24 protein-coding genes and 1 tRNA gene are annotated in these 25,754 nt (G+C 67.9%); 13 read left to right on the top strand and 12 right to left on the bottom strand.

Features of this window, described 5'->3' with window-relative positions; all coding sequences use genetic code 11:
• Positions 1 to 173: 173 nt before the first annotated feature.
• Positions 174 to 1,298, bottom strand: coding sequence for a mandelate racemase/muconate lactonizing enzyme family protein (locus A6745_RS22410; RefSeq protein ID WP_066132143.1), 1,125 nt, complete (start codon positions 1,296 to 1,298; stop codon positions 174 to 176).
• 167 nt (positions 1,299 to 1,465) lie between these two features.
• Here A6745_RS22410 and A6745_RS22405 point away from each other — a divergent pair, with 167 nt between their 5' ends.
• Positions 1,466 to 2,329 carry a LysR family transcriptional regulator gene (locus A6745_RS22405; protein ID WP_066132139.1) on the top strand — a complete coding sequence of 288 codons (864 nt, stop codon included), beginning with the start codon at positions 1,466 to 1,468 and terminating at the stop codon, positions 2,327 to 2,329.
• A 225-nt stretch (positions 2,330 to 2,554) separates the two neighbouring features.
• On the opposite strand, the gene A6745_RS22400 is transcribed toward A6745_RS22405, so the two are convergent.
• The 6 genes from A6745_RS22400 to A6745_RS22375 form a co-directional block, all read right to left on the bottom strand.
• Positions 2,555 to 2,629: transfer RNA gene (locus A6745_RS22400), tRNA-Val, on the bottom strand.
• A 91-nt stretch (positions 2,630 to 2,720) separates the two neighbouring features.
• A complete protein-coding gene (gene dnaQ, locus A6745_RS22395) occupies positions 2,721 to 3,458 on the bottom strand; it encodes a DNA polymerase III subunit epsilon (protein ID WP_066132133.1) in 738 nt (245 codons plus the stop codon).
• 18 nt (positions 3,459 to 3,476) lie between these two features.
• A complete protein-coding gene (locus A6745_RS22390) occupies positions 3,477 to 6,563 on the bottom strand; it encodes an efflux RND transporter permease subunit (RefSeq protein ID WP_066132128.1) in 3,087 nt (1,028 codons plus the stop codon).
• Positions 6,564 to 6,576: 13 nt separating this feature from the next.
• Positions 6,577 to 7,665: an efflux RND transporter periplasmic adaptor subunit gene (locus A6745_RS22385; RefSeq protein WP_066132124.1), complete on the bottom strand. Its 1,089-nt coding sequence runs from the start codon at positions 7,663 to 7,665 to the stop codon at positions 6,577 to 6,579.
• A 142-nt stretch (positions 7,666 to 7,807) separates the two neighbouring features.
• Positions 7,808 to 8,269: a ribonuclease HI gene (gene rnhA / locus A6745_RS22380; protein WP_066132120.1), complete on the bottom strand. Its 462-nt coding sequence runs from the start codon at positions 8,267 to 8,269 to the stop codon at positions 7,808 to 7,810.
• Between the two features lie 63 nt (positions 8,270 to 8,332).
• Entirely contained in the window at positions 8,333 to 9,103 is a 771-nt protein-coding gene (locus tag A6745_RS22375; RefSeq protein WP_066132117.1) for a class I SAM-dependent methyltransferase, read from the bottom strand.
• Positions 9,104 to 9,125: 22 nt separating this feature from the next.
• Here A6745_RS22375 and gloB point away from each other — a divergent pair, with 22 nt between their 5' ends.
• The 3 genes from gloB to fabI all read left to right on the top strand — a co-directional run bounded on the left by gloB (position 9,126) and on the right by fabI (position 12,319).
• On the top strand, positions 9,126 to 9,944 hold the full coding sequence (gene gloB, locus A6745_RS22370) for a hydroxyacylglutathione hydrolase (RefSeq protein WP_066132360.1): 819 nt from the start codon (positions 9,126 to 9,128) through the stop codon (positions 9,942 to 9,944).
• A 4-nt stretch (positions 9,945 to 9,948) separates the two neighbouring features.
• A complete protein-coding gene (locus A6745_RS22365) occupies positions 9,949 to 11,364 on the top strand; it encodes a LysM peptidoglycan-binding domain-containing protein (protein WP_066132114.1) in 1,416 nt (471 codons plus the stop codon).
• Positions 11,365 to 11,536: 172 nt separating this feature from the next.
• The gene (gene fabI / locus A6745_RS22360; protein ID WP_066132110.1) at positions 11,537 to 12,319 is read left to right on the top strand and encodes an enoyl-ACP reductase FabI; all 783 of its coding nucleotides are present in this window, start codon (positions 11,537 to 11,539) and stop codon (positions 12,317 to 12,319) included.
• Positions 12,320 to 12,416: 97 nt separating this feature from the next.
• Here the strand turns inward: fabI and A6745_RS22355 are convergent, their stop codons facing one another.
• Positions 12,417 to 12,812, bottom strand: coding sequence for an OsmC family protein (locus tag A6745_RS22355; protein ID WP_066132109.1), 396 nt, complete (start codon positions 12,810 to 12,812; stop codon positions 12,417 to 12,419).
• Between the two features lie 146 nt (positions 12,813 to 12,958).
• Between A6745_RS22355 and A6745_RS22350 the strand changes: the two genes are divergently transcribed.
• The gene (locus A6745_RS22350) at positions 12,959 to 13,741 is read left to right on the top strand and encodes a tellurite resistance TerB family protein (RefSeq protein ID WP_066132106.1); all 783 of its coding nucleotides are present in this window, start codon (positions 12,959 to 12,961) and stop codon (positions 13,739 to 13,741) included.
• 85 nt (positions 13,742 to 13,826) lie between these two features.
• Here A6745_RS22350 and A6745_RS22345 read toward each other — a convergent pair whose 3' ends face one another.
• From A6745_RS22345 to A6745_RS22335, 3 genes are all read right to left on the bottom strand, one after another.
• Positions 13,827 to 14,816: a tripartite tricarboxylate transporter substrate binding protein gene (locus A6745_RS22345; RefSeq protein WP_156513498.1), complete on the bottom strand. Its 990-nt coding sequence runs from the start codon at positions 14,814 to 14,816 to the stop codon at positions 13,827 to 13,829.
• Positions 14,817 to 14,885: 69 nt separating this feature from the next.
• Positions 14,886 to 15,764, bottom strand: coding sequence for a carboxylating nicotinate-nucleotide diphosphorylase (gene nadC, locus A6745_RS22340; RefSeq protein WP_066132101.1), 879 nt, complete (start codon positions 15,762 to 15,764; stop codon positions 14,886 to 14,888).
• Positions 15,765 to 15,894: 130 nt separating this feature from the next.
• On the bottom strand, positions 15,895 to 16,824 hold the full coding sequence (locus tag A6745_RS22335; RefSeq protein ID WP_066132098.1) for an NUDIX hydrolase: 930 nt from the start codon (positions 16,822 to 16,824) through the stop codon (positions 15,895 to 15,897).
• Positions 16,825 to 17,028: 204 nt separating this feature from the next.
• Between A6745_RS22335 and A6745_RS22330 the strand changes: the two genes are divergently transcribed.
• Positions 17,029 to 17,265 carry a hypothetical protein gene (locus tag A6745_RS22330; protein ID WP_066132095.1) on the top strand — a complete coding sequence of 79 codons (237 nt, stop codon included), beginning with the start codon at positions 17,029 to 17,031 and terminating at the stop codon, positions 17,263 to 17,265.
• Between the two features lie 134 nt (positions 17,266 to 17,399).
• Entirely contained in the window at positions 17,400 to 18,020 is a 621-nt protein-coding gene (locus A6745_RS22325) for a flavin reductase family protein (RefSeq protein ID WP_066132092.1), read from the top strand.
• A gap of 21 nt (positions 18,021 to 18,041) precedes the next feature.
• Here A6745_RS22325 and A6745_RS22320 read toward each other — a convergent pair whose 3' ends face one another.
• A complete protein-coding gene (locus A6745_RS22320) occupies positions 18,042 to 19,175 on the bottom strand; it encodes an AraC family transcriptional regulator (protein WP_082853234.1) in 1,134 nt (377 codons plus the stop codon).
• Between the two features lie 192 nt (positions 19,176 to 19,367).
• On the opposite strand from A6745_RS22320, the gene A6745_RS22315 reads away from it, so the two are divergent.
• The 6 genes from A6745_RS22315 (at position 19,368) to A6745_RS22290 (ending at position 25,736) form a co-directional block, all read left to right on the top strand.
• On the top strand, positions 19,368 to 20,507 hold the full coding sequence (locus A6745_RS22315; RefSeq protein WP_066132086.1) for a methyl-accepting chemotaxis protein: 1,140 nt from the start codon (positions 19,368 to 19,370) through the stop codon (positions 20,505 to 20,507).
• Between the two features lie 8 nt (positions 20,508 to 20,515).
• A complete protein-coding gene (locus A6745_RS22310) occupies positions 20,516 to 20,887 on the top strand; it encodes a response regulator (protein WP_066132084.1) in 372 nt (123 codons plus the stop codon).
• Positions 20,888 to 20,943: 56 nt separating this feature from the next.
• Entirely contained in the window at positions 20,944 to 21,294 is a 351-nt protein-coding gene (locus A6745_RS22305; RefSeq protein WP_066132080.1) for an STAS domain-containing protein, read from the top strand.
• Between the two features lie 10 nt (positions 21,295 to 21,304).
• Positions 21,305 to 23,473 carry a chemotaxis protein CheA gene (locus A6745_RS22300; protein ID WP_066132077.1) on the top strand — a complete coding sequence of 723 codons (2,169 nt, stop codon included), beginning with the start codon at positions 21,305 to 21,307 and terminating at the stop codon, positions 23,471 to 23,473.
• Positions 23,474 to 23,538: 65 nt separating this feature from the next.
• The gene (locus tag A6745_RS22295; protein ID WP_066132072.1) at positions 23,539 to 25,185 is read left to right on the top strand and encodes a methyl-accepting chemotaxis protein; all 1,647 of its coding nucleotides are present in this window, start codon (positions 23,539 to 23,541) and stop codon (positions 25,183 to 25,185) included.
• A 14-nt stretch (positions 25,186 to 25,199) separates the two neighbouring features.
• Positions 25,200 to 25,736: a chemotaxis protein CheW gene (locus A6745_RS22290; protein WP_066132069.1), complete on the top strand. Its 537-nt coding sequence runs from the start codon at positions 25,200 to 25,202 to the stop codon at positions 25,734 to 25,736.
• Positions 25,737 to 25,754 lie beyond the last annotated feature (18 nt).

Here is a 25,754-nt window from a genome sequence, read left to right as displayed (position 1 = left end):
CCGGGCGCGTCGTCGTTATGCGTGCCGGCCTGGATGGCCGTTATGCCGGACCGCCTGCACGCGGCTCACCTGAATGCGGCTCACCTGAATGCGGCTCACCTGAATGCGGCTCATCTGAATGCGGGCCACCCGTAAACGGGAAGGCCCCGAGCGCGGGCCGCCGCAGCGCCATCTCAGCGCACGGAAACCCAACTGCCGTAGCGGGTCACCTGCTGTTCGTCGAACGAGAAGCCCAGCCCCGGCGTCTGGTGCAGGATGACGCGGCCATTCTTGTGATCCAGTTGGCGGTCGACCAGGCGGCGGAAGTTCAGCACCTGGTCGTCCCAGAAGAACTCGACGTAGCGCGCGTTGGGCGTGGCGGCCACCAGCGGCGCGTGCAGGTCGTGGAACCAGTGCGGGCACACCACCACGCCGTAGCTGGCGGCCGTGGCCGCGATGCGCTTCCATTCGGTGATGCCGCCGCACACGGCCGCGTCCGTCTGCAGAATGCCGGCCGCGCCCTTGTCCAGCAGCTCCTTGTGATACCAGCGGCCATAGCCGATCTCGGCGGTGGCGATCGGCACGCGGGTCAGCCGGGCCAGCCGGGCGTGGCTGTCGATGTCGTCCGGGCCGAACGGTTCCTCGATGAAGTACGGGTCGTATTGCTCGAAGCGGCTGACGTACTGCATGGCCTGCGTGACGTCGGCCCAGGCGTTGTTGCAATCCATCATCACCTCGACGTCCGGGCCCACGGCGTCACGGGCAGCTTTCAGGCGAGCCTCTTCCTCGCGTGGCGACAGGCGGCCCGTCTTCATCTTCACGGCCTTGAAGCCCTTGGCCGCGTAGCTGGCCATTTCATCGCCCAGCATGGCGGGCGTCTTGCCCTCCAGGTAATAGCCGCCGCTGGCGTAGGCCGGCACGCTGTCCAGCTCGACCGCGCCCAGGTAGCGGTGCAGCGGCAGGCCGGCCGCCTTGGCGTTCAGGTCCCACAGCGCCGTATCCAGCGCGCTGATGGCGCGCATCACCGTGCCCTGGCGGCCCTGCAGCAGGGACTCCTGGTACATGTCGCGCCACAGGCCTTCGACGCCGTGCGGATCGCGGCCCAGCAGCACGGGGGCCAGCAGGTCCCTTACCGCGGCCTCGAAGATGCTGCCGCCGGCGCTGCCCACGTAGCAGAAGCCGATGCCTTCGATGCCCTCGTCGGTGCGCACCTTCACCAGGCCGTAGTGCCGCGTGCTGACGGTACGGTTCGAGAATGAGGTGACTTTATCGAGCGGGACGGCGGCGGCGCAGACGTCGATGGAAACGATCTTGGGCATGAGGGCTCCAGAAAGGGATCGGATGAGGCCGGAATACGCTCCGGCACGAACGTCGACATTCTTCCCCGGACAAGAAAACGTTCCAACTGATTTCCTATGGATTTAGAAGAATGAAAATCCTTTTTCTTGAACTAGAATGGATCGTCCTCCTTCTCCGATTCTTCGCCATGGACTCCCGCTTCCTGCACACCTTCATCGTCGTGGCCGAACGCGGTTCCATCGCCGAAGCGGCGCGTCATCTTGGCTTGACGCCCACGTCGGTCGCGCAGCGCCTGCACGCCCTGGAGGCCGACATCGGCAGCCGGCTGATCGTGCGCGCCGGGCGCACCGTGAAGCCCACTGTGGCCGGCTTGCGCGTGCTGGATCATGCGCACAGGGTGTTGCGCGAAGTCCGGGACCTGAGATCGGCGGCCTCCGATACCGACCTGCCCGCCGGACCGCTGCGCATGGGCGCCACGCCCACCGCGCTGACCGGCATCTTCCCGCCCATGCTGAAACGCTGGGCGGCTCGCCATCCGCAGATCGAGATCTACATCGAACCGGCCTCGACCAACCTGTTGTACGAGCGCGTGATCAGCGGCCATCTGGATGCGGCCGTCCTGGTGCATCCCCTGTTCGACCTGCCCAAGACCTGCGACTGGCACAGCCTGCGCGAGGAACGGTTGATTCTGCTGACGCCGGCGGACATGACGGTGAACGATGCGCTGCACACTGCCGCCGACGAGCCCTTCATCCGCTACGACCGGAATGTGGTGGCGGGCAAACTGGCGGACGAGTATCTGGCGGCGCGGGGCATCCGCCCCAAGGTCAGGTTCGAGCTGGACGGAATCGAGTCGATCGCCAAGCTGGTGTCGGAGGGGCTGGGGGTGTCCGTATTGCCCGACTGGCCGGTGGTGGGCGCGTTTCCCGCCAACCTGAAGAAGTGGGCGTTGCCCACGCCCTGCCCGGTCAGAACCGTGGGCGCGTTTTGGCTGCGGTCCAGCGTGCGCACACCGCTGGTACAGGCGTTCGTGAAGATGGCCCGGGCCTGAGCTGACATCCCGTACGGACAACAACACCTTGGCCACACGAGCGGCCTTGAGAAAAGGCCCTAGCGCGTAGAAAAAACGGTTGGCCGTCCCTGCCACGTGCGGCAGGCTATCGCCAAACCGCACGGCCAGTCGGCGCAAAGGGGATGAAATCGGCACATGCGCCGTTTCGAGCGGAAAAAAACAAAGGCCCGGATCAGATCCGGGCCTTTGTCTTCAAGAATTCTTTGGTGGGCGGTACAAGTTTCGAACTTGTGACCCCTGCCGTGTGAAGGCAGTGCTCTACCACTGAGCTAACCGCCCAAAGAAGAAAAAGATTCTAGCACGCGTTTTTTCAGTGCGCAAGTCACGATGCCGTCATCCCACCACGTCCCGCACCGGCACCGATCGCGAATCAGGCCACCGTTTCCGGCGCCGGCTCGGGCGGCTGCTCCAGCTTGCGCCACACGCACGCCCCCTTCACCACCTTGTCCAGGTCCTGCAGATACGCCTCGTGCTCGGCCAGTTCCTCGGCGCTGGCGGTGACGACCTGCAGCACCGACGCATCGAACTTGCCCAGCACCATGTCCCCACCGCCGCCCTGCTGGCCGTCGTCGGCGTCGATCAGCAGCGCGTCCTGGCCGCGCGTCATGGCCAGCCACACCTCGGCCAGCAACTGCGAGTCGAGCAGCGCCCCGTGCAGCGTACGGTGCGCGTTCGAGATGCCGAAGCGGTCGCACAGCGCGTCCAGCGAATTGCGCTTGCCAGGGAACAGCAGGCGTGCCTGCTGCAGCGAGTCGGTGATGAGCTCGCAATGCTCGGCGATCGGGCCGCGGCCCACCTTGGCCAGTTCGGCGTTGAAGAACTTCACGTCGAACGAGGCGTTGTGCGCGATCAGTTCGGCGCCCTGGATGAACTCGATGAACTGCTCGGCCACCTCGGAAAAGCGCGGCTTGTCGGCCAGGAACTCGGTGGTCAGGCCGTGCACCGCCAGCGCCTCGGGATCGCTGTCGCGGTCCGGGTTCAGGTAGATGTGCAGGTTGCGGCCGGTGACGGTGCGGTTGATGACCTCGACACAGCCGATTTCGATGATGCGGTGGCCCTGGTTGGGGTCCAGCCCCGTGGTTTCGGTATCGAAGACGATCTGGCGCATGAGCGGATAGTGAAAATCTCAGTCGGAAGCGGCCGGCGCGTGGCCGGGTTCGTGCGGGGCGGCGGTGGCGGCGTGCGCCTGCGGGCGCGAGGACGCGATCAGCGAATAGGCCACCGGCACGACGAACAAAGTCAGTAGTGTACCCAGCGACAGGCCGCCCACCAGCACCCAGCCGATCTGCTGCCGCGATTCGGCCCCCGCGCCGGTGGCCAGCGCCAGCGGCACCGTGCCCAGCACCATGGCGCCGGTCGTCATCAGAATGGGCCGAAGGCGCAGCACGCTGGCCTCGACCACCGCCTCGGCCAGTTCCATGCCCTGGTCGCGCAGCTGGTTGGCGAATTCGACGATCAGGATGCCGTGCTTGGTGATCAGGCCCACCAGGGTGATCAGGCCGATCTGGCTGTAGATGGACAGCGTGCCGCCCGTCAGATAGAGCGCCGCCAGCGCACCCGTCATCGACAGCGGCACCGACAGCATGATCACGAAGGGATTGCGCCAGCTTTCGAACTGCGCGGCCAGCACCAGGTAGATGAAGGCCAGCGCCATGACGAACACCAGGTAGATGCTGCCCGACGCATCGCGGTACTCGCGCGACTGGCCGTCGAGATCCGTGACCACCGTATTCGGCAGCACCTGGCGCGCCACGGCGTTCATGTGGTCCAGCACCTCGCCCAGCGCATAGCCGGGCGCCACGGCGGCATCCAGCTTGACCGCGCGCATGCGGTTGAAGTGATTCAGCGACTGCGGCGACACGCCCTCGCGCACCGACAGCAGGTTGTCCAGCCGCACCATGCTGCCGTCGCGGGCACGCACGTAGATGTCGGAGATGTCGGCCGGATTGGCGCGGTCGCGCGGCGTGACCTGCACGATCACGTCGTACTGCTCGCCCTCATCCTTGTAGCGCGTGACCTGGCGGCCGCCCAGCATGGATTCGAGCGTGCGGCCCACCACGTCCACGCCCGCGCCGACGTCCGCCATCTTGTCGCGGTCGACCTGCACGCGCAGCTCCGGCGTGTTCAGGCGCAGGTCGGTGTCCAGGTTGAGCAGGCCGGGATAGCCGCGCAGGGCTTCCTGCATGGCGGCCGCCAGCTTGGCCAGCTCGGGATACGGCGCCTGGCTCATGATGATGAACTCCACCGGCTTGGAGCGCGACGACTGACCCAGCGACGGCGGATTGTTCGGAAAGGCGCGCACGCCGGGCAGCGAGGCGAACCTGGGCTGCAGCTCGCGCGCGATCTCCTGCTGGGTGCGCTCGCGTTCGCTCCAGGGCTTCAGGCGCAGGATGGCCGTGCCGTCGATCACCGTGGGGAAACCCACCGTGGTCTGGCTGGCCGCGCCCTCGGGGACGGCGGCGTAGAAGGTCTCGATGTCCTGCATGTTGGCCAGCGTGTAGCCCACCGTGGCGCCGTCCGGCGCGGTGACCACGCCCTGGATCACGCCGCGGTCCTCCACCGGGGCCAGCTCGCTCTTGACCACCTTGAACAGCACGGCGCTGGCCAGCGCCACCAGCAGGCCGATGCCGATCACGCCCCAGCGCCAGCGCAACGCGCCCCGCAAGGCGCGCCGGTAACCGCGGCCCAGCCCTTCCAGCCAGCCTTCGATCAGGTTGTACAGGCGCCCATGGCTGGGCTGGTGGCGCAGCAGCAGCGAGCACATCATGGGCGTCAGCGTCAGCGCCACGAAGCCGGACACCAGCACCGAGCCCGCCAGCGTCAGCGCGAATTCGATGAACAGCTTGCCCGTGCGCCCCGTGGCGAAGGCCAGCGGCGCGTAGACGGTGACGAGCGTGAGCGTCATCGCGACCACGGCGAAGCCGATTTCACGCGCGCCCTGGAGGGCGGCCTGGCGGCGCGGCATGCCGTCTTCGATGTGGCGGTAGATGTTCTCCAGCACCACGATCGCGTCGTCCACCACCAGGCCGATGGCCAGCACCATGGCCAGCAGCGTCAGCGTGTTGACGGAGAAGCCGAACAGGAACATCAGCGCGCACGCTCCCACCAGCGACACCGGAATGGTGACGATGGGAATGATGCTGGCGCGCAGGTTGCGCAGGAAGAAGAAGATGACCAGCACCACCAGCACCACGGCTTCCAGGATGGTGTGGAAAACCGAATCGATGGATTCCTCGATGAACACCGAGGTGTCGTAGGCGATGTTCAGCTTCATGCCCGCGGGCAGGCTTTCATTCAACCGGCCGACCTCGGCGCGCGCGGCCTGCGACAGCTCCAGCGGATTGGCGGTGGACTGGCGCGTGATGCCGATGTTCAGCGCCGACTTGCCGTTGTAGCGCGAGAGGATCCGGTCGTCGGCCGCGCCGATCTCGACCTTGGACACGTCGCGCAGCCGCACCGGATAGCCCTTCACGTTGGCCACGATGACGTTCTCGAACTGCGCCGGGGTCTGCAGGTCGGTGGACGACACGACGGTGAACTCCCGCGTGCGCGACTCGATGCGCCCCGCCGGGATTTCCACGTTCTGCGCCTGCAGCGACGATTCCACATCCTGCACCGTCAGGCCATAGGCGGCCAGCTTGTCGCGGTCGACGTAGATGCGCATGGACGGCAGGCGCTCGCCGAACACGCGCACCTCGGCCGCGCCCGGCAGCACCGACAGCCGCGTCTTCACGTAGCGGTTGATGTAGTCGGAAGCCTGCACGTTGGAATACGTGCCCGCCTCCACCGCGATGTAGATGATGGGTTGGGAGTCGGCCTCGACCTTGCCGATGATGGGTTCGTCGATCTCGTCGGGCAGGAAGCGCCGCGCGCGCGAGACCTTGTCGCGCACGTCGGCGGCCGCCGAGTCGGGATCGCGCGACAGGTGGAACTTGATGTTGATCAGGCTGCGCTCGGAGCGGCTGCGCGAGGTCATCACGTCCACGCCTTCGATGCCGGCCAACTGGTCTTCCAGCGGCTTGGTGACCTGCGATTCGATCACCTCGGGGGAAGCCCCCTTGTAGGTGGTGTCCACCGAGACGATAGGCTCGTCGATGCGGGGATACTCGCGCACCGTCAGGCGGGAATACGAGATCAGGCCGACCAGCACCACGATCAGGGACAGTACCGAAGCGAATACCGGGCGCTTGATGCAGATCTCGGAAATGACCATGCGCCGCTCCGTTCTAGGATTTGCCGGCGACCGACACCGGCGAACCGTCGGTCAGCCGCTGCAGGCCGGCCACCACCAGTTGGTCGCCTGCGGCCACGCCGGCGAGAATCTCGACGCGGCCTTCGCGGCGCTCGCCGATGGTGACCTCGACGCGCTGGGCGCGGCCGTCGCGCACACGATAGACGTACTGGCTCTGGCCGGACGGCGACAGCGCCGCCTCGGGCACGACCAGCGCGCGGTCTTCGGCGAACGTCAGTTGCACGCGCGCGAACATGCCGGGACGCAGGCTGGCGTCGCTGTTCGGCACGGTGGCGCGCAGCAGGATGGAGCGGCCGCCCGCATCGACCAGCGGGCTGACGGCATAGACCTCGCCGGACCGGTCGCGGCCCGGCAGGGCGTCCAGCCGCATGGTCAGGCGCTGGCCCACGCTGACCTTGCTGAGATACATCTCGGGCACGCGGAAATCGACCTTCAGCGGATCGATGGATTCCAGCGGCGCGAGGTCCTGCCCCTGGTTCACGTAGTCGCCCACCGACACGTCGCGCAGGCCCACGATGCCCGAGAACGGGGCACGGATGGTCATCTTGTCCAGGCGCGCCTGCGCCAGCTGGGCGGCGGCCTGCTGCACCTTCAGTTCGCTGACTGCGTCGTCGCGCGCCTGCAGGCTGACGAAGCCCCGGCCGTGCAGGTCCACGGCGCGGCGATGGCGGCTTTCCGCCAGCGACAGGCTGGCGCGGGCCTGGGCCAGCTCGGCGCGCGGCACCGAGTCGTCCAGGCGCACCAGCACCTGGCCGCGTTCGACGGCCTGGCCTTCACGGAACTCGATGTGTTGCACGCGTCCCGCCACTTCGGGGCGCAGCACGACGGACTCGTCGGAACGCAGGCTGCCGACGGCGGCGATGCCGCGCGTGAACGGCACCCTGTCGACGGCCACGACCTCGACGCGCACGGGGGCTTGCGGCTTGGCCTGAGCGGCGGGCGCGGCGTTCGTGGCGGAGGGCGCCGCTTCCCGTGCCTGCATCAGGCGGGGGACATACAGGCCCAGGGCCGCTCCCGCGGCCAGCCCGACCACCAGCGTGGCGGCCAAGAAGACTCTGTTCATAAGCAAGGTCGCGGCGCAATGGCGTGGACAGGGACTGCGAGCCACGCACTTTAGCATCGGGCCATGCGCGCTGGAACCGCCGCGCGGCGCGATCCGCCCGGACGATGCCTAGGGTATTCCCGAGAACATCGGCGCGGATGCGTCAACGCTTGCGCAGGCTTTCCACGCCCTGGTTGGCCAGGGCATCGGCGCGTTCGTTGCCCGGATCGCCCGCATGGCCGCGCACCCAGCGCCACGACACCGTATGGCGGCGCACCTGCTCGTCCAGCGCCTGCCACAGCTCGGCGTTCTTCACGGGCTTCTTGTCGGCGGTCATCCAGCCGCGCCGCTTCCAGTTGGCCAGCCACTCGGTCATGCCCTTCATCACATACTGCGAGTCGGTATGGATGGTGACGGTGCAGGCGCGCTTGAGCGCATTCAGGCCCTCGATGACGGCCAGCAGCTCCATGCGGTTGTTGGTGGTGTTGGCCTCGCCGCCGTGCAGGGTCTTCTCGTGCGCGCCGGCGCGCATCAGCACGCCCCAGCCGCCCGGCCCGGGATTGCCCTTGCAGGCGCCATCGGTCCACATCTCGACGACCTGGCCGCCGTTTTCGTTTTCTTGCATCTCTTCCTTCGCGTTGCGCGCCCGCGAAAGGCGGGCGGATGAATCATGAATGGCTCAAGCGCTTCAGCGCGGCGCGGAGTCGGCCTGCCGGCTGACCGCCACCGGCGCGGGCGCCGCGTGCTTCAGTTTTTTCTTCCATGCCGGCCCGATGAGCCGCATCGTGACCACGCGCTTGGTGGCGGCCACCACGTACACCGAACCGCCCAGCGACCACCAGCGCGCGCCATGGCGATCCATGAAGCGCCAGCGGCGCAGCCAGTGCTCGGTGCGGCACGCCGGCACATAGCAGCCGAAACGGCCCGGCTCGGCCTCGAAGGACATCAGTTTGAGCCAGTCTTTCAGGCGCGGCAGCGCCACCTGCGCGGAAATCGGCTGCGGCAGCCACGCCTCCATGCCCGGCATGGCATTGCGCGCGCCCCACAGGCTGAACGGATTGAAACCCGAGATGATGACGCGCCCTTCGGGCACCAGCACGCGCTCGACCTCGCGCAGCACCAGGTGGGGATCCTCGGTGCATTCGAACGCATGCGGCAGCACCAGCAGATCGATCGTCTGCGACTCGAACGGCAGCGCCTCGGGCTCGGCCACCACGCAGCCCTGCCATTGCCTGGCGACCTCGGGTTCGGGCATCTCGGTGCCGACGTAGGCCTTGAACGGCATTCGGTTGGCGCGCAGCAGGTCGTGCTCGGCCAGGCCCACCTGCCAGGCCTGGAAACCGAACACGTCGGCGACCAGCGCGTCGATCTGTTCGCGCTCCCAGGCCAGGGCGTATTGCCCGGGCGGGGTCTGGAACCAATCGGCCAGTTCTACAATCGGCGGGGTCTGTTCTGCCACTTCGCATGGGTCCTTGTCTATGATGCCCGTCCCGCCTGCTTCCGCAGACAGCCGCGCCCCCGGCGCCGCGCTGCTGCCCCTGCCTGCTTTCACCGACAACTATATCTGGGCCGTGGTCCGCGACGGCCAGGCCGCCGTGGTCGATCCCGGCCAGGCCGAGCCCGTCCTGCGGCTGCTGCAGGCGCGCGGCATCACGCTGCGCGCCATTCTACTCACCCATCATCACGGCGACCACGTAGGCGGCGTGCTGGAATTGCTGCGGGCCACCGGCGCCAGGGTCTATGGCCCCGCCAGCGAACAACTGCCGCACTGCGACGTGCGCCTGGCCGAAGGCGACCGCGTCAGCCTGCCCGAACTGGACCTGGACCTGCACGTGCTGGACGTGCCCGGCCATACCGCGGGCCACATCGCCTTCCATGGAAAAATCGGGGACACACCCGTGCTGTTCTGCGGGGATACCCTGTTCATGGCGGGCTGCGGCAGGCTGTTCGAAGGCACGCCTGCGCAAATGTCCGAATCTCTGGCAAAATTGGCGGCCCTGCCGCCCGCCACCCAGGTCTGCTGTGCTCACGAGTACACTCTTGCAAACCTGAAATGGGCATTGGCAGTCGAGCCCGAGAACACCGACCTGCATCAGGTCACCCAGCGGGCGAGGCTGTTGCGCGAAAAAGATCTGCCCACCCTGCCTTCGAGCATCGGTCAGGAATTGCAGACGAACCCTTTTCTGCGTACTCGCCATTCCGAAATCGCCCAAGCCGCAGCAGCCTGGGCAGGCCAGCCGTTATCGTCGCCGGTCGAAGTCTTCGCTGCCTTGCGACGATGGAAGAACGAATTCAAATAAGCCGATGAGCCTAACCCGACTCTTTATCCCCCTGCTTCTGGCGATGCTGGCCGGATGCGCCGGCACCAGCCCCAACAAACCGGAACAGACCGCGGCGACCGAAGCCGCCGCCAAGCAACAGGCGCAGCGCATCGACCGCTATCTTGCCCGCGACACCTCGCGCACGGTCGACCTGACCCACCCGCCGCGCGACGCCTGGGACCGCATCCGCCGCGGTTTCGCGATCCCGAACCTGAATACCGACCTGTCCCAGCAATGGACCGACTATTACGCCTCGCACCCCGAGGCGGTCCAGCGCATGGCGCAGCGCGCGGGCAAGTACCTGTACTACATCGTCGACGAGATCAATCGCCGCGGCCTGCCCACCGAACTGGCGCTGTTGCCCTTCGTCGAAAGCGCCTACAACCCCACCGCGCTGTCGCGCGCCCAGGCCTCGGGCCTGTGGCAGTTCGTTCCCGCCACCGGTACGCACTACAACCTGAAGCAGGACTGGTGGCGTGACGAGCGCCGCGACCCCATCGCCTCGACCAACGCCGCGCTCGACTACCTCGAATACCTGTTCGAGATGCAGGGCGACTGGTACCTGGCGCTGGCCTCGTACAACTGGGGCGAAGGCTCGGTGCAACGCGCCATGGGCAAGAACGAGAGCGCGGGCCGGCCCACCGACTACCTGTCGCTGGACATGCCCGACGAGACGCGCAACTACGTGCCCAAGCTGCAGGCGATCAAGAACATCATCGCCAACCCGCAGAAGTACGCGGTGGTGCTGCCGCCCGTGGGCAACACGCCCTACTTCACCGCGGTCAGCAAGCAGCGCGACATCGACATCGAGGTCGCCGCCAAGCTGGCCGAGATGCCGCTGGACGAGTTCAAGGCGCTGAACCCCTCGTTCAAGCAGCCCATGATCCGCGGCGAGCATGCCGCCACGCTGCTGTTGCCGGCCGACCGCGTCGCCGTGTTCAACGCCAACCTCGAGAACTACAAGGGCAAGCTGAGCGCCTGGTCGGTCTACCAGGTCCGCCGTGGCGAGACCCTGGCCTCGGTGGCCAAGCGCGTTGGCGTCAACGAAGCGCGCCTGCGCGCCGCCAACGAACTGCCCCGCCGCGCCAGGCTGGTGGCTGGCCAGAACCTGCTGATCCCGGCGTCGGGCGCCGACGGCGGCGTCCAGTTGGCCTCGCTGTCGCCCTCTCCCGCCAGCACGCTGAAAGGCGCGCCGGCCGTGGTCTCGCCGAGCGCACGCGCCCGTGGCGCGCGGCCCAACGTGCGCACGCACAAGGTGCGTTCGGGCGACACGCTGTATTCCATCGCCCGCAACTACGGCACCAGCGTCGACACGCTGCGCGCCCTGAACAACCTGAAGGGCAACAACTTGAAGGTCGGTTCGCAACTGCGCATTCCGGGCACCGACGCCCGCGGCTGATGCGTCGGGTTGGCGCGTCCGCCACGCGGGCGCGCCAAACTCCTTAAAATACCGGCGCACGCGGTACGCAATACCCGTCGTACGCCATCTCCATCCGTACGCGACCCCGCCGTACACACACAAGACGACCGCGCGCGGCGCGATCCGCGCGGCGGCAAGACAAGGAAGAACCATGGGCTTTCTCGCCGGCAAGCGCATCCTGATCACCGGGGTGCTTTCCAACCGTTCCATCGCCTACGGCATCGCACGCGCCTGCCATCAGCAAGGCGCTGAACTGGCCTTCACCTACGTCGGCGACCGCTTCAAGGACCGCGTGAGCGAATTCGCCGCCGAGTTCGGCAGCGACATCGTGCTGCCCTGCGACGTGGCCGAAGACACCCAGATCGAAGCCACGTTCACCGAACTGGCCAAGCGCTGGGACGGCCTGGACGGCCTGGTGCACTCGATCGGCTTCGCGCCGCGCGAAGCCATCGCCGGCGACTTCCTGGAGGGCCTGTCGCGCGAAGCCTTCCGCATCGCCCACGACATCTCGGCCTACAGCTTCCCGGCGCTGGCCAAGGCCGCGCTGCCCCTGATGGAAAACCGCAAGGGCGCCCTGCTGACGCTGACGTACCTGGGCGCCGAGCGCGTGGTGCCCAACTACAACACCATGGGCGTGGCCAAGGCCGCGCTGGAAGCCTCGGTGCGCTACCTGGCCTCGACGCTGGGCCCGCGCGGCATCCGCGCCAACGGCATCTCGGCCGGCCCCATCAAGACCCTGGCCGCCAGCGGCATCAAGGATTTCTCGTCGATCCTGAAGTTCGTCGAGCAGCACGCCCCGCTGCGCCGCAACGTCACCATCGAAGACGTCGGCAATACCGCCGCCTTCCTGCTGTCCGATCTGGCCAACGGCATCACCGGCGAGATCACCCACGTCGACAGCGGTTTCTCGACCATCGTGCCGGGCATGGAATAAGGCCCTGGGCCGCCCACGCGCCCGCCCGCCATGACACGGCGGGCGCGGGTGGCGGCCCGCGTCTGCTACGCGCGTCTGCTACGCGCGTCTGCTTCCCTCAGGGCTGCAGCACCGTCGAGATCTGTACGTCGGTCGCCGTCATCAGCTTGTGGATCGGACAACGGTCCGCCACCGACAGCAGCTCGTCACGCTGCGCCTCGGTCAACTCCCCCAGCAGCTTCAACTGCACCGTCAGGCGATACACGCCCTTGCGTTCCTCGCTGGCGTCGCGCACCACGTCCACTTCCACCGACGTCAGCGGCATCTGCTTGCGCTGGGCATAGAGCATCAGCGTCAACACCTTGCAGCCGCCCAGCGCGGTGTCGAAATAATCGTGCGGATCCGGGCCGTCGCCCGTGGGCGCGGGCAGGCCCAGCGGCAGGTCGTGGCCTTCGGCATTGGCCAGGAAACGCATGGCGTCGGCGCCGCCGGTGGAACGGATATGAATCGTCATCGAAATACTCCGGTGATTGAATGATGCGGCCCCGGGGGACGCATGCCCCCGTTTTAGCACTTCCGGTTTCCACGGCTGACGAAAAGCTGAACTATTGCGGATGCCGCCGGTCCCAACGGATTCCCCATCGGTTTCAGGAGGTCTCCTTGAGCGCCCGTCAACTTCTCGATCATTTGCTGCAATCCGGCCAGGGTCTGGTCCAGGATGCCACGTCGCGCCTGCAAGGCGCCTCTTCCCAAGCCCAAGGCGGCGCGGGCGGCCTGCTGGGCAAGCTGGGCAGCCTGACACAAGGGGGGGGCGGCGCCGGCAGCTTCCTGGGCGGCCTGGGCGGCGGCGCGCTCGGTGGCGGCGCCCTCGGCCTGCTGCTGAGCAACAAGAAAGCCCGCAAGATCGGCGGCAATGTCGCCATGTACGGCGGCCTGGCGGCGCTGGGCGCCCTGGCCTATCGCGCCTATGGCGACTGGCAGCGCAAGCAGGCGTCGGCGGCGGGCACCGCGCCCGCCGGCCAGCCGCTGGCGCTGCCCGAGCCCCGGACGATGGACCGCGTCCTGCCCGACCAGGTCGAACAGCACAGCAATGCCGTGCTGGTGGCCATGATCGGCGCGGCCAAGGCCGACGGCCACGTGGGCGACCAGGAGCGCCATCAGTTGGAAGACGCCATGGTCAAGCTCTCGGGCGATGCGGGCGACCGTGCCTGGCTGGAGGCCGAGTTGGCCCGCCCGCTGGACCCGGCCGCCGTGGCCCGCGCCGCGCGCACGCCGGAAATGGCTGCCGAGATGTACCTGGCCAGCCTGCTGGTCGTCGATGAGGAAAGCTACATGGAACGCGCTTACCTCGACGAACTGGCGCGCCAGTTGAAACTGCCAGCCGGCCTGAAGGAACAGCTGGAGGCGCAGGCGACCCAGCTGCAGGTGCCGGAAGCGGCCTGAACCCGCTGCGAAGCCAGCGGGGGCCGCCCCATCCGGGCGGTCCCCGCCACACCGGGCGAGGACCGGCGGCGGATGCCTCGGGTCATCAATCCATCCGCAAACCGATCCGGTGGCCAAGCTGCCCGAATCGGTCGATATCTTCGCGGATCAGCGCCTGGAAGTCCTCGGGCGTGCCCGAGGCCGGGGTGTAGCCCAGTTGCAGCAGATCCTGGCGCATGCCCTCCTGCGCCAGCAGGTCGGCCACGGCGCGATGCAGGCGCCGCACCACCGCGCGCGGCGTGCCGACCGGCGCCAGCAGGCCGTGCCACTGGTCCAACTGATACCCTGGCGCGCCCTGCTGGGCCACCGTCGGCACGTCCGGCAACAGCGGCGAGCGCTGGGCGGACGTCACGGCCAGCGCCCGCAGCGTGCCCGCGCGCAGGTAGGGGATGGCGCTGGAGGCCGTGATGAAACCCATTGGCACCTGGCCTGACAACAGGTCCGTCAAGGCCGGCCCGCAACCCTTGTACGGCACGTGCTGCAACTGCGCCCCCGTGGCCTCGCGCAGCATTTCGCCGGCCAGGTGCTGGGGCGTGCCGTTGCCGCACGAGGCATAGGGCAACGGCCGATCCGCGGAGCCCGCCCGCAGCAAGGCATCGGCCAGGGTATGCATGGGCGATGCGCCCGGCACCGCCAGCACCGAGGGCACGAACGCCACGTTGGCCACCGCCGCGAAATCATCGCGCGGCGAGAAGTCCAGATCCCGATACACCGCCGGATTGATGGCGAACGAACTGTTCACCATCAGCAGGGTGTAGCCGTCCGGCGCGGCCCGGGCCACCAGGCGCGCGCCGATGTTGCCGCTGGCGCCGGGGCGGTTTTCCACCACCACGGGCTGGCCCAGCGCGCGCTGCAGGCCGGCGCCCAGCTTGCGCGCCAGCAGGTCGGTACCGCCGCCCGGAGGAAAGGTCACCACGATGGTGATGGGCCGGGTGGGATACGGCGAGGCCGGATCGGCCTGGGCGCTCCCGGCGCCAAGACCTGCCAGGATGGCCAGGACGGGCGCCAGGCGGCGCAGCGTGCAAAGAACGTTCATGGGTGCATGCCTGGCGGCATTCCACGTGGAATGCCGCGATGTGATGGAAAGGAAAACCCCGGACGCCGCTTACGCGTCCAGCCCGATATCCAGGACGCGCGCGCTGTGCGTCAGCCAGCCGATGGCCATCAGGTCCACGCCCGTGGCCGCCACTGCCGGCGCGGTCTCGGGCGTGATGCGGCCGGAAGCCTCGGTCACGGCGCGGCCGTCCACGCGGCGCACCGCCTCGCGCAGGGTGTCCGTGTCCATGTTGTCCAGCAGCACCACGTCCACGCCCAGCGCCAGGGCGTCGTCCAACTGCGCCAGCGTGTCCACTTCCACCTCGATCTTCACCAGGTGGCCGACGGCGGCGCGGGCGCGCTCGACGGCGGGCGCGATACCGCCCGCGATGGCGACGTGGTTGTCCTTGATGAGCACGGCATCGTCCAGGCCGAAGCGGTGATTGCTGCCGCCGCCGACGCGTACCGCGTACTTCTGCACCGCGCGCAATCCCGGCATCGTCTTGCGCGTGCACGTCACGCGGCAGCGCGTATCGCGGATCGCATCGACGATGGACGCCGTGGCCGAGGCCACGCCGCTCAGGTGGCACAGAAAGTTCAGCGCGGTGCGCTCCGCCGTGAGCAGGCCGCGCGCGGTGCCGCGGATGATGGCGATCTCGCTGCCCGGCGCCAGGCGGGCGCCATCCGCCAGCTTCGCCTCGAACGCCACGGCGGGGTCCATCAAGCGAAACGCCAGCCGCGCCAGGTCCAGCCCGGCCAGCACGCCGTCCTGCCGCGCGCGCAGGCGAACCTCGGCCTGGGCGCCGGCCGGCACGATGGCGTCGGTGGTGATGTCGCCGGCGCGTCCCAGGTCCTCCTGCAAGGTGGCGCGCACCAGCGGCTCCAGCATCAGCGGGGGCAATGAGGCAACGGCACGAAGGTCTGCCTGGGGACGAGTATTTGTGCTCATTTAGAGTATTTCCTGGGCAAATAAAAAGCGCGGCGTGCGCGGACAAATTTATGCTAGTTCTGAGCATAATCCGCGTCAAGCTGCAGCGCAGCAATGCCGCCCCCTGTCCTTGCAAGGATGGTCCGTGGAATCAGGCCTGGCGGGCCAGCGGCAGCTTGCTGCCCGAGATGGCGCGTTCCAGCAGTACATCGCCCCGGAAGCGGAACAGCTTGGCTGGCCGGCCCGCCGAACTGGCGGCCAGGGCCCCGGTCTCCTCGACCAGGTTCTGCTGCTCGATCAGGCGGCGGAAGTTCTGCTTGTGCAGGCCGCGCCCGGCCAGCGCCTCGACGGCCACCTGCAATTGCAACAAGGTGAACTCGGCGGGCATCAGCTCGAACACCACCGGCCGGTACTTGATCTTGGCGCGCAGCCGTGCGATACCGGTGGCCAATATGCGCCGGTGGTCGTGCCGCATGGCCTGCCCCGGCACGCATCGCGTCGACTCGCACCCATGGCGATCGGCCTCGGGCACCAGCCCGGCCTCGAACAGCAGTTCGTAGCGCTGCAGCACCATGTCCTCGTTCCAGGCGTCGCCATCGCGGCCGAAAGTCATGGACACCCGCTGGCGGCGCAAGTCTCGCTGACCATTGCCGGCGCCCTGCTCGGCCCACTGGCGCAGGCGTGGCAGGATCAGCGTGTCGACCATGGCGGGCCTGCCGCCGCGCCAGTCTTCCCAGGGGAAATAGCGGTACCAGGGCTGCCAGCCGCCCGGTGCGCCGGATTCGCCGGATTCGCGCGTCAGGCCCAGATAGCAGACGGAGATGACGCGCCCGGCCCCCACGCCCGACCGGTCGCGGTCGGCGAAGGTGTAGAGCTGCTCCATGTAGCCCACCGGCTGGCGCGTCTGGGTCTCGACCCAGGCGCGCAGCCCGGACTGCAGCGACCGGTGCTCGACCTCGAACGGGCCGGCGGGCAGCGCGCAGGCCGATTCGGTGGTCAGCACGCGAGGCTCGCCATGGGTGACCGCGACCAGCACGGCAACCAGTTCAGCGGCGACGGAGCGAGGAAGGGAGTCGGTCAAGGGAATGTGCGCGAGGACGGAGAACGAAGGGCCAGCGCGGCCCGGCCAGCATGGCCCGCCCGATTATAGGTGCGCCGCCCGCCCGCAACAGCCTTTTGCAAACGACACCGTTGGAGACTGCGCGGCACCGCCATGCCCACTAGCATGTAAGGAAGAAGACCCGACCATGCACGCGGCGCCAGCCGCATTACGACGGAGTCCGCCATGAGCAGCGACACCAAGCAACCTCTCCCGCCCCACGTCCCGGGACCCGACCGCAAGACTTCGGAGCCGTCCCCCCAGGGCACCGGCAAGATGCCCATGCCCAGGGTGGGCCGGCAGGTCGCCGGCATGCCCCGCGACGGCCGCGTGCTGACCGAGCCGGGCGAGCCCGGCGTACCCGCGGAAGAAGACGACGTGCTGGATACCTCCGGCATGAAACCGCCGGGCCGGATAGACTGATCCCGGCCCCGCCGGCGCGGTGCGCGCCGCGGGACCGGCCCGGGTGCGCGCAGGATGGACACCTCGCGCGCCGCTGGCCGACGCGCGGAGGATTTCACGCACAATGCCTGTTTCCATCCGCGCCCCTGCCCGACATGTCCGACGATATCTACTTCTACGAGCCCGCCCAGGGCCATGGCCTGCCCCACAACCCCTTGAACGCCATCGTGGCCCCGCGCCCGATCGGCTGGATCTCGTCGCAGGCCAGCGACGGCGTGCTCAACCTGGCGCCGTTCAGCTTCTTCAACGCCTTCAACTACACGCCGCCCATCATCGGCTTCTCGTGCACGGCCTACAAGGACAGCGTGCGCAACGCCGAGGCAACGCGTGAATTCTGCTGGAATCTGGTCTCGTTCGATCTGGCCGACGCCATGAACGCCACCAGCGCGGCCGTGCCCCCCGAAGTCGACGAGTTCTCCCTGGCCGGCCTGACGCCGCGCGCCTCCCGCGTGGTGTCGGTCCCGCACGTGGCGGAAAGCCCGGTCTCGTTCGAATGCCGCACCACGCAGATCATTCAATTGCAGAGTGCCGCCGGCATCAAGGCCGACAGCTGGCTGGTGCTGGGCGAGGTCGTGGGCGTGCACATCCGCCAGGATCTGCTGAAGAACGGCATCTTCGACACCGCGGCGGCGCGCCCGATCATGCGCGGCGGCGGCCCGGCCGACTATTTCACCATCACACCGGAATCGCTGTTCAGGATGAACCGGCCGGGCTGAAGCCAGCCCGGTTCGCGCGCCTTACGACGGGCGCGCGACGTCCAGCCCACAGCCGCCGCGCCGGCGCGGTCTGGCGGTCCCCGGCGCCGGATCCTGGCAAGCGTGGCGCAACGCGGTGGGCGACGAGCCCGTCCAACGCTTGACCGCGCGCTGCAGCGTGCGCACGTCGGTGAATCCGCACTCGCGGGCGATATCCCGCATGGCGCGCGACGAGTGCGAAATGAGCGACAGCGCACGGGCGCGGCGCTCCTCGGCCAGCAGTCCGGCATAGCTGTGCCCCGCCTGCGCCAGCCGGCGGCGCAGCGTACGCTCGCTGGTGTGCAGCAGCGCCGCCACCTCTTTCAAGGGCGGCGGATCGGCCAGGTTGCGGCGGATCGCCTGCGTCACCGTGGCTTCCAGGGCGCTGCCCACCTCGCTGGCGGCCTCCCCCGGCGGCGCCAGCCACTTCATCACCTGGCGCAGCACCCGCGCATCCGCCGAACGGTTCGCGTAGGGCTCCAGCGGAAAATACATGCGGTTCTCGGCCTGTCCGAAGCGCACGGAGCAGCGGAACACCTCTTCGTAGATGGCGCCATACGGCGGCCGGTCCATCACCAGATCGATCTGGCGCGGATTGAAATGCGTGCCGATCACCTGGCGGCAGATCTGGCCCAGCGCGGCGAAGGTCTCGTCGACCAGAAAGGTGGCCACCTCGCGTCCGTACTCGTGCGCGCGCGCGCCCAGGCAATAACTGTTCTTCAGGGTCTCTCCCCGCAATTGCGGCAGGCGTCCGGCGGCGCGCTGGAACGTGATGGCGAATTCCAGCAACTCGCGCGATGAGCCGCTGGCCATGAAGCCCAGGCCGACCGGCCCCCAGGACACCAGGTTCACCCGCACGCCCAGCTCCAGGCCCAGCGTGGGCCGCTGCAGCAGGCGCACGGCGCGGCGGATCAGGGCCGCGCACTGCATCTCGGACACCATGAAGCCATCGGTCTCCAGATCCTGAGGCGCAAATCCCAGACCCTCGCACAACGACTCCGGCGTCACGCCATGCCGCATCGCCTCGGACAGCACCTGGCGCAGCGTGACGGGCAGGACATCGGCGGGCGCCGACGCATCCGGCACTCCCATCACGGCGTATCCGCGTCCACGCGCGCGGCTTGGCTTACTGCCCATAGCTGTCTCCGGTCTGTGCCGGCATTCTCTGGCCTGAAGAGGCCCGTTCTTGCACAAAGACGGTCAATTGGCCGGTGGAGTGCCGGAACTTGGCCGACACAACCGTTCTCGCCCGGCGAAGTGAGCCGTAAAAGTTACCAAACGTCAAATTATTAACCCAGTCGTGACAAAAGCCCGTGGAGGGAATCGTCCATGTTCCTGACCTGTTTCGACCCGGAGCGGACCGTGCCGCCGTTACTGGGCGCCGCTGGCGGCATCGGCTGCGCGGCGTTCGATGCCTGGCGGGCCCCGGGCCTGGCCGCCGCCGCCGTCCTGGTTCTTGCAGGACTGGCCAGCGGCCTGCTGGCGCGCCGCCGGCAAAGGCAGCGTGCCGACCAACGGCACCAGCATATTCAGGGCCTGGAAACTTTCAGCGCCGACCTTGCGCCGGTGTGGTCGGGCCAGATCGAGTCGTCCCGGCAACAAATGGCGTCCGCCATCGAAGCGCTTTCGATGCGTTTCGGCGAAATCTCCATGCGGCTGGACCAGACGCTGCACCTGTCCGTGAACCAGGGCGGCAGCGGCGAGAACGCCGCGGCCATCTCGGCGCGCAGCCGGCGGCAGCTCGATGGCGTCGTGGCATCGCTGCGCGAAAGCCTTCAGGCCAAGGCGGACATGCTGCACAAGGTGCAGACCCTGCAAGGATTTGTCGACGAACTGCAGGAAATGGTTCGCGCCATCGCACAGATTACACAGCAGACCAATCTGCTGGCTGTCAACGCCGCCATCGAGGCCGCCCACGCCGGCCACACGGGCCGCGGCTTCGCCACGGTGGCGCAGGAAGTGAGAGCGCTATCACGCCAGTCCGAAGAGACCGGCAGCCGCATCGCCGAGAAGATCCGCGTGATCGGCTCGGCCATCGTGGCCACCTGCGCCGCCGCCGAAGCGTCCTCGCGCAACGAGCAACAGGCCATCGCGGCCTCGGAAGACACCATCCGGCAAGTGCTGTCGGGCTTCCATGACTTCGCCGAGAACCTGTCGGGCACGACCGAACTGCTGCGCCAGGAGAGCCAGGGCATCAAGGACGAGGTCAACGAGGCACTGGTGCAACTGCAATTCCAGGACCGCGTCAGCCAGATCATGAGCCACGTGCAGACCAACATTGATCGCCTGCCGGCAGTCATGCGCGACTACGGCACCGCCTGCGCCGACGACGACGAACTGCATCCGATCACGGCCGAGCCGCTGCTGCGCGAGCTCGAACAGACCTACGCCATGGCCGATGAACGCGCCGTGCACCGGCAGCAGACACCTGTTCCGCAACAGGCCGAAGCGGACATCACTTTCTTCTGAGGACCCCCATGCCGAACAAGACCATTCTCATCGTCGACGACTCCGCCTCGGTGCGGCAGGTCGTGGGCATCTCGCTGCGCGGCGCCGGCTACGACGTGATCGAGGGCTGCGACGGCCAGGACGCGCTGCGCAAGCTCGGTGGCCAGAAAGTGCACCTGATCATCAGCGACGTGAACATGCCCAACATGGACGGCATCGCTTTCCTGAAAGCGGTCAAGCAACTGCCCGCCTACCGCTTCACGCCGGTGCTGATGCTGACCACCGAGAACCAGGAAGCCAAGAAGAAAGAAGGCCAACTGGCGGGCGCCAAGGCCTGGATGGTCAAGCCGTTCCAGCCCGCGCAGTTGCTGGGCGCCGTCGAACGGCTGCTGCCGCCCTGAGGCGCCACGCGCTGCCGATCCGCTTCTTTCACGATCTGCCGTATCAGGAGGTTCCGATGGTCCGTTTTCACACGCTGCGCCTGGATGGCGAACTGAACATCTATCGCGCCCAGGATACCCGCCAGCAACTGCTGCGGACGGTGGCTGGCCTGGCCAGCCAGCCCGAGCCCCAGGCGCTGGACATCGATCTGTCCGGCGTCAGCGAGATCGACACGTCCGGCGTGCAGCTCCTGCTGGCGACCATGCGCTATGCACAGTCTCAGGGCATGGATACGCGGCTGGTGCGGCATAGCGTGGCGGTGGTCGAGGCCATGACGCTGCTCGGCCTGGATGGCTACCTGTCGAACACCCCGCAGGGCAAGGCTGCCGTGCAAACGCAGGCGCCGCGGCCCAGCGCCGATTTCTGACGAGAACGCCATGAACCTGGAACAGGCACTGCAGACCTTCATCAGCGAGAGCCGCGAGCTGCTGACCGAGATGGAGGCGGCACTGTTGAACGTGCCCGACGCCGTCGACCCGGCCGACGAGATCAATGCGATCTTTCGCGCCGCGCACACCATCAAGGGCTCGGCCGGCCTGTTCGGCATCGGCGCCATCGTGGAATTCACGCATGGCGTGGAAAGCCTGCTGGATCAGGTGCGCGAAGGCCGCATGGCGCTGGACGGCGACCTGATCGGCCTCTTGCTGTCGTGCCGCGATTGCATCGGCCAGATGGTCGAGGAAGCCGCACGCATGCCCGATCCCGCCGGCCTGGACGCGCCTGCGCAAGCCGCGGAACTGGCGCGGCAGGTGTCGGCCCACCTGATCTCGGCGGACGCCAGGACGGAAACCTCCAGCGCCGCCGGCCTCGGCGCCAGCACGCCTCGCACGGATGCCGGGCACTGGCACATCTCGCTGCGGCTGGACGAAGGCGTACTGCGCAACGGCATGGACCCGCTCTCCTTCCTGCGCTATCTGCAGCGCATGGGCCGCCTGAGCGGCGTGGCCTGCGACCTGCGCAACCTGCCGCCGCTGGACGGACTGGATCCCGAAGCCTGCTACCTGGGCTTCGAGATCGGCCTGGACACCGACGCGGACCGCCACACCATCGAGAGCACGTTCGAGTTCATCGTGGACGACTGCTCGGTGCACATCCTGCCGCCGGACACGCCCCAGGAAGCCTATGCGCAACTGTGCGAGGCGCGCGGGGAACCTGGCCTGGTGGCCGACATGCTGGTGCGCTGCGGGACGCTGACGGCCGCGCAGCGCACGGCCATGCCGCCCACGGCGGGATGCGACGCCGGCCTGACGGATGACGCATCCGTGCCCCCGCACGCCGGCGCCGCGCCTGTCGTGGCCAAGGCCGCCGCGGCGCCCGCATCGGCCGCGCCGGAAAAGTCCGCCAACGCCAACACGCAGGGCGATGCCAAGCCATCGGAACACGCGCAATCGATCCGTGTCGATGCCGACAAGCTCGACCGCCTGATCAACCTGGTGGGCGAGCTGATCACCGCATCGGCCGGCGCCAACCTGGCCGCGCGCCGGCTGGGCAACGTCGAACTGCAGGAATGCAGTGCGCAGGTCGCGGACCTGGTGGAGTCGGTGCGCGATCACGCCCTGCAACTGCGCATGGTCAAGATCGGCGGCACCTTCAACCGGTTCCGCCGCGTGGTGCACGACGTGTCGCGCACGCTGGGCAAGGACATCGCGCTGGTGGTGCGCGGCGAGGACACCGAGCTGGACAAGACCGTGGTCGAGCGCATCAGCGATCCGCTGACGCACCTTGTGCGCAACGCCATGGACCACGGCATCGAGACCGCCGAGGCGCGCGCAGCGCAAGGCAAACCCGCGCAGGGCACGATCACCCTGGACGCGCGCCATGAATCCGGGCATATCGTGATAGAGGTCGGCGACGACGGCGGAGGCCTGGACCGCGACCGCATCCTGGCCAAGGCCGTGCAGCGCGGCCTGGTCGAAGCCGGCCGCGAACTGAGCGACGCGGACGTCTTCAAGCTGGTCTTCGAACCCGGCTTCTCCACCGCCGAGCAGGTCACCGACCTGTCGGGGCGCGGCGTGGGCATGGACGTGGTCCGCCGCAACATCGAGGCGCTGCGCGGCAGCGTCGAGATCGCCAGCCGGCCCGGCCTGGGCACCACCGTGGTGGTGCGCCTGCCGCTGACGCTGGCCATCATCGAGGGCTTCCTGATCAGCGTGGGCGCCTCGCGCTTCGTGCTGCCGCTGGACATGGTCGACGAATGCGTGGCCTTCGACGACGTGCCCGGCCGCAGCTACACCGACCTGCGCGGCCGCGTGCTGCCCTTCATCCGCCTGCGCGACATGTTCGGCCTGGGCGGCAAACCGGGCGCGCGCCAGAACATCGTCGTGGTGCGGCATGGCATCGAACGCATCGGCCTGGTGGTCGACACGCTGCTGGGCGAAACGCAGGCCGTCATCAAGCCCCTGTCACGCCTCTTCGCGCAGGTCCGCGGCATCAGCGGATCGAGCATCCTGGGCAGCGGCGACGTCGCGCTGATCCTGGATGTGCCGGCGCTCATGGAACAGGCAAGAACCCCAACCGCGGCCGAGCATTCCCGGCTCGCCACATGATCGCCCGTCCATCGGACGGCACACCGCAACCACAACCGGCAAGTCACCAAGGCAAGGAGCTTTACATGTTCGGGAATATGAAAGTCGCCACCCGGCTGGCGCTTGGATTCGGCATCGTCATTCTGCTGCTGCTGGGAATTTCCATACTCAGCCTGACGCGGCTGAACGACGTCAACGATGCACTGACCGACGTCACGCAGGACCGCTATCCCAAGATCGTGCTGGCCAACCAGAACCTGCAACGCTCCATCGACGACGGGCAGCAGTACATGGGCATCCTGCTGGCCAACGACCCCGCGGAGATCGACGTCCGCCGGCAACGCCTGGCGGACAACGAAGCAGTGCGCGCCAGGAACCTGCTCGAACTGGAGCGCACCGTCAACACCGAGAAGGGCAAGGCGTTGCTGAAGGCGATCAACGCGCAACGCGCCACGCTTGCCGCCAAGGCGCAGACGTTCGACACGCTGCTGCAAACGGATCGCGGGCAGGCCGAGCGCTTTCTCATCAGCGAACTGACGGCGGCCAGCCGTGCCGTCGAGACGGCGCTGCGGGACTTCGCCACGTTCCAGGGCCAACTGATGGACGAATCCAACACCCGCGGCGATGTGGTCTATGCCGAGACGCGCACGCTGGTGATGACACTGTCGGCCGCCTCCGTCGTGCTGGCCGCCCTGGTGGCGCTGCTCATCACCCGCGGCCTGATCAAGGTGCTGGGCGGCGAGCCGTCGTACGCGGCCTCGGTGCTGCAGCGCATCGCCAGCGGCGACCTGACCGTCGAAGTAGCCACGCGCAAGAACGACACCACCAGCATGATGGCCGCGCTGAAGAACATGAACGGCAAGCTGTCGCAGGTGGTGTCGGAGGTCAACAGCAGCGCCGAAGCGCTTGCCAGCGCGTCCGAGGAAGTCAGCGCCACCGCCCAGTCGCTGAGCCAGGCCTCCAGCGAGCAGGCGGCCGGCGTGGAAGAGACCAGCGCCTCCATCGAAGAGATGACCGCCTCCATCGCGCAGAATACCGAGAATGCCAAGGTGACCGACAGCATGGCGACCAAGGCCGCCAGCGAAGCCGCCGAGGGCGGCGAGGCCGTGGTGTCCACCGTGGCGGCCATGAAGCAGATCGCGCAGAAGATCAGCATCATCGACGACATCGCCTACCAGACCAACCTGCTGGCCCTGAACGCCGCCATCGAGGCCGCGCGCGCCGGCGAGCACGGCAAGGGTTTCGCCGTGGTGGCGGCCGAAGTGCGCAAGCTGGCCGAGCGCAGCCAGGTGGCCGCCCAGGAAATCAGCGACGTCGCCAGCTCCAGCGTGGACCTGGCCGAACGCGCCGGCAAACTGCTGCAGCAGATGGTGCCCAACATCCGCAAGACCTCCGATCTGGTGCAGGAAATCACGGCGGCCTCCGAAGAGCAGTCCTCGGGCGTGGGCCAGATCAACGCCGCGGTCGGCCAGTTGAGCCTGACCACGCAGCAGAACGCCTCCAGCTCGGAAGAATTGGCCGCCACCGCCGAGGAAATGAGCTCGCAGGCCGAACAACTGCAACAGGCCATGTCGTACTTCAAGCTGGCCGGCGGCAGCGCCCCGGTGCGCGCGGCCCACAAGCCGAAGCCCGCGGCGGCCCGCGCGCCCGAACTGCACGCCGTCGAGCCCACCGGCCGGCTGGCGCTGGCGGGCGCGAACGCCCCCGACGAATCGCAGTTCGGCCGCTACTGAACAGGAGATCCGCCATGCACGCCGCACCCTCCGTACACAGCGCCGAGGCCTCGCAATACCTGACGTTCATGCTGGGCGGCGAGACCTATGCCATCGGCATCCTGTCGATCAAGGAGATCATCGAGTACGAAGCGTTGACAGTGGTTCCCCTGATGCCGCCATCGGTCCGCGGGGTCATCAACCTGCGCGGCGCCGTGGTGCCCGTCATGGACCTGCAGGTGCGCTTTGGCCGTACGGCCTCACCCGTCACCAAGCGCACCTGCATTGTCATCGTGGAGATCGACGACGCCGACGCCGGCCGGCAAGTGCTGGGCGTGATCGTCGATGCGGTCAACGAGGTGATCGAGATCGCGCCGGCCGACATCGAGCCGCCGCCGGCCTTCGGCGCCGGTATCCGCCCCGATTTCCTGTCGGGCGTGGGCAAGGTGCGCGGCCGTTTCGTGATCCTGCTGTCGGTCGATCGCGCATTGTCGGTCAGCGTGCTTGAGCAATTCCACGAACAACTACGTGAACAGGGCGAACCCCCGCCCGTGCTCGCGCACGTCGCGTAACCCGGCCAGCGCGGTTCC

This window comes from Bordetella ansorpii (genome assembly GCF_900078705.1).
Taxonomy (GTDB): domain Bacteria; phylum Pseudomonadota; class Gammaproteobacteria; order Burkholderiales; family Burkholderiaceae_B; genus Bordetella; species Bordetella ansorpii_A.
The sequence above is the reverse complement of the archived record's forward strand: the minus strand, read 5'-3'. Positions and strand labels throughout refer to the sequence as shown.

Excerpts from the sequence above, each read along its gene's own strand:
- A6745_RS22410 (WP_066132143.1), bottom strand. The coding sequence starts at position 1,298 with ATGCCCAAGATCGTTTCCATCGACGTCTGCGCCGCCGCCGTCCCGCTC.
- A6745_RS22405 (WP_066132139.1), top strand. The coding sequence starts at position 1,466 with ATGGACTCCCGCTTCCTGCACACCTTCATCGTCGTGGCCGAACGCGGT.
- dnaQ (WP_066132133.1), bottom strand. The coding sequence starts at position 3,458 with ATGCGCCAGATCGTCTTCGATACCGAAACCACGGGGCTGGACCCCAAC.
- A6745_RS22390 (WP_066132128.1), bottom strand. The coding sequence starts at position 6,563 with ATGGTCATTTCCGAGATCTGCATCAAGCGCCCGGTATTCGCTTCGGTA.
- A6745_RS22385 (WP_066132124.1), bottom strand. The coding sequence starts at position 7,665 with ATGAACAGAGTCTTCTTGGCCGCCACGCTGGTGGTCGGGCTGGCCGCG.
- rnhA (WP_066132120.1), bottom strand. The coding sequence starts at position 8,269 with ATGCAAGAAAACGAAAACGGCGGCCAGGTCGTCGAGATGTGGACCGAT.
- gloB (WP_066132360.1), top strand. The coding sequence starts at position 9,126 with ATGCCCGTCCCGCCTGCTTCCGCAGACAGCCGCGCCCCCGGCGCCGCG.
- A6745_RS22365 (WP_066132114.1), top strand. The coding sequence starts at position 9,949 with ATGAGCCTAACCCGACTCTTTATCCCCCTGCTTCTGGCGATGCTGGCC.
- fabI (WP_066132110.1), top strand. The coding sequence starts at position 11,537 with ATGGGCTTTCTCGCCGGCAAGCGCATCCTGATCACCGGGGTGCTTTCC.
- A6745_RS22355 (WP_066132109.1), bottom strand. The coding sequence starts at position 12,812 with ATGACGATTCATATCCGTTCCACCGGCGGCGCCGACGCCATGCGTTTC.
- A6745_RS22345 (WP_156513498.1), bottom strand. The coding sequence starts at position 14,816 with ATGAACGTTCTTTGCACGCTGCGCCGCCTGGCGCCCGTCCTGGCCATC.
- nadC (WP_066132101.1), bottom strand. The coding sequence starts at position 15,764 with ATGAGCACAAATACTCGTCCCCAGGCAGACCTTCGTGCCGTTGCCTCA.
- A6745_RS22330 (WP_066132095.1), top strand. The coding sequence starts at position 17,029 with ATGAGCAGCGACACCAAGCAACCTCTCCCGCCCCACGTCCCGGGACCC.
- A6745_RS22325 (WP_066132092.1), top strand. The coding sequence starts at position 17,400 with ATGTCCGACGATATCTACTTCTACGAGCCCGCCCAGGGCCATGGCCTG.
- A6745_RS22320 (WP_082853234.1), bottom strand. The coding sequence starts at position 19,175 with ATGGGCAGTAAGCCAAGCCGCGCGCGTGGACGCGGATACGCCGTGATG.
- A6745_RS22315 (WP_066132086.1), top strand. The coding sequence starts at position 19,368 with ATGTTCCTGACCTGTTTCGACCCGGAGCGGACCGTGCCGCCGTTACTG.
- A6745_RS22310 (WP_066132084.1), top strand. The coding sequence starts at position 20,516 with ATGCCGAACAAGACCATTCTCATCGTCGACGACTCCGCCTCGGTGCGG.
- A6745_RS22305 (WP_066132080.1), top strand. The coding sequence starts at position 20,944 with ATGGTCCGTTTTCACACGCTGCGCCTGGATGGCGAACTGAACATCTAT.
- A6745_RS22300 (WP_066132077.1), top strand. The coding sequence starts at position 21,305 with ATGAACCTGGAACAGGCACTGCAGACCTTCATCAGCGAGAGCCGCGAG.
- A6745_RS22295 (WP_066132072.1), top strand. The coding sequence starts at position 23,539 with ATGTTCGGGAATATGAAAGTCGCCACCCGGCTGGCGCTTGGATTCGGC.
- A6745_RS22290 (WP_066132069.1), top strand. The coding sequence starts at position 25,200 with ATGCACGCCGCACCCTCCGTACACAGCGCCGAGGCCTCGCAATACCTG.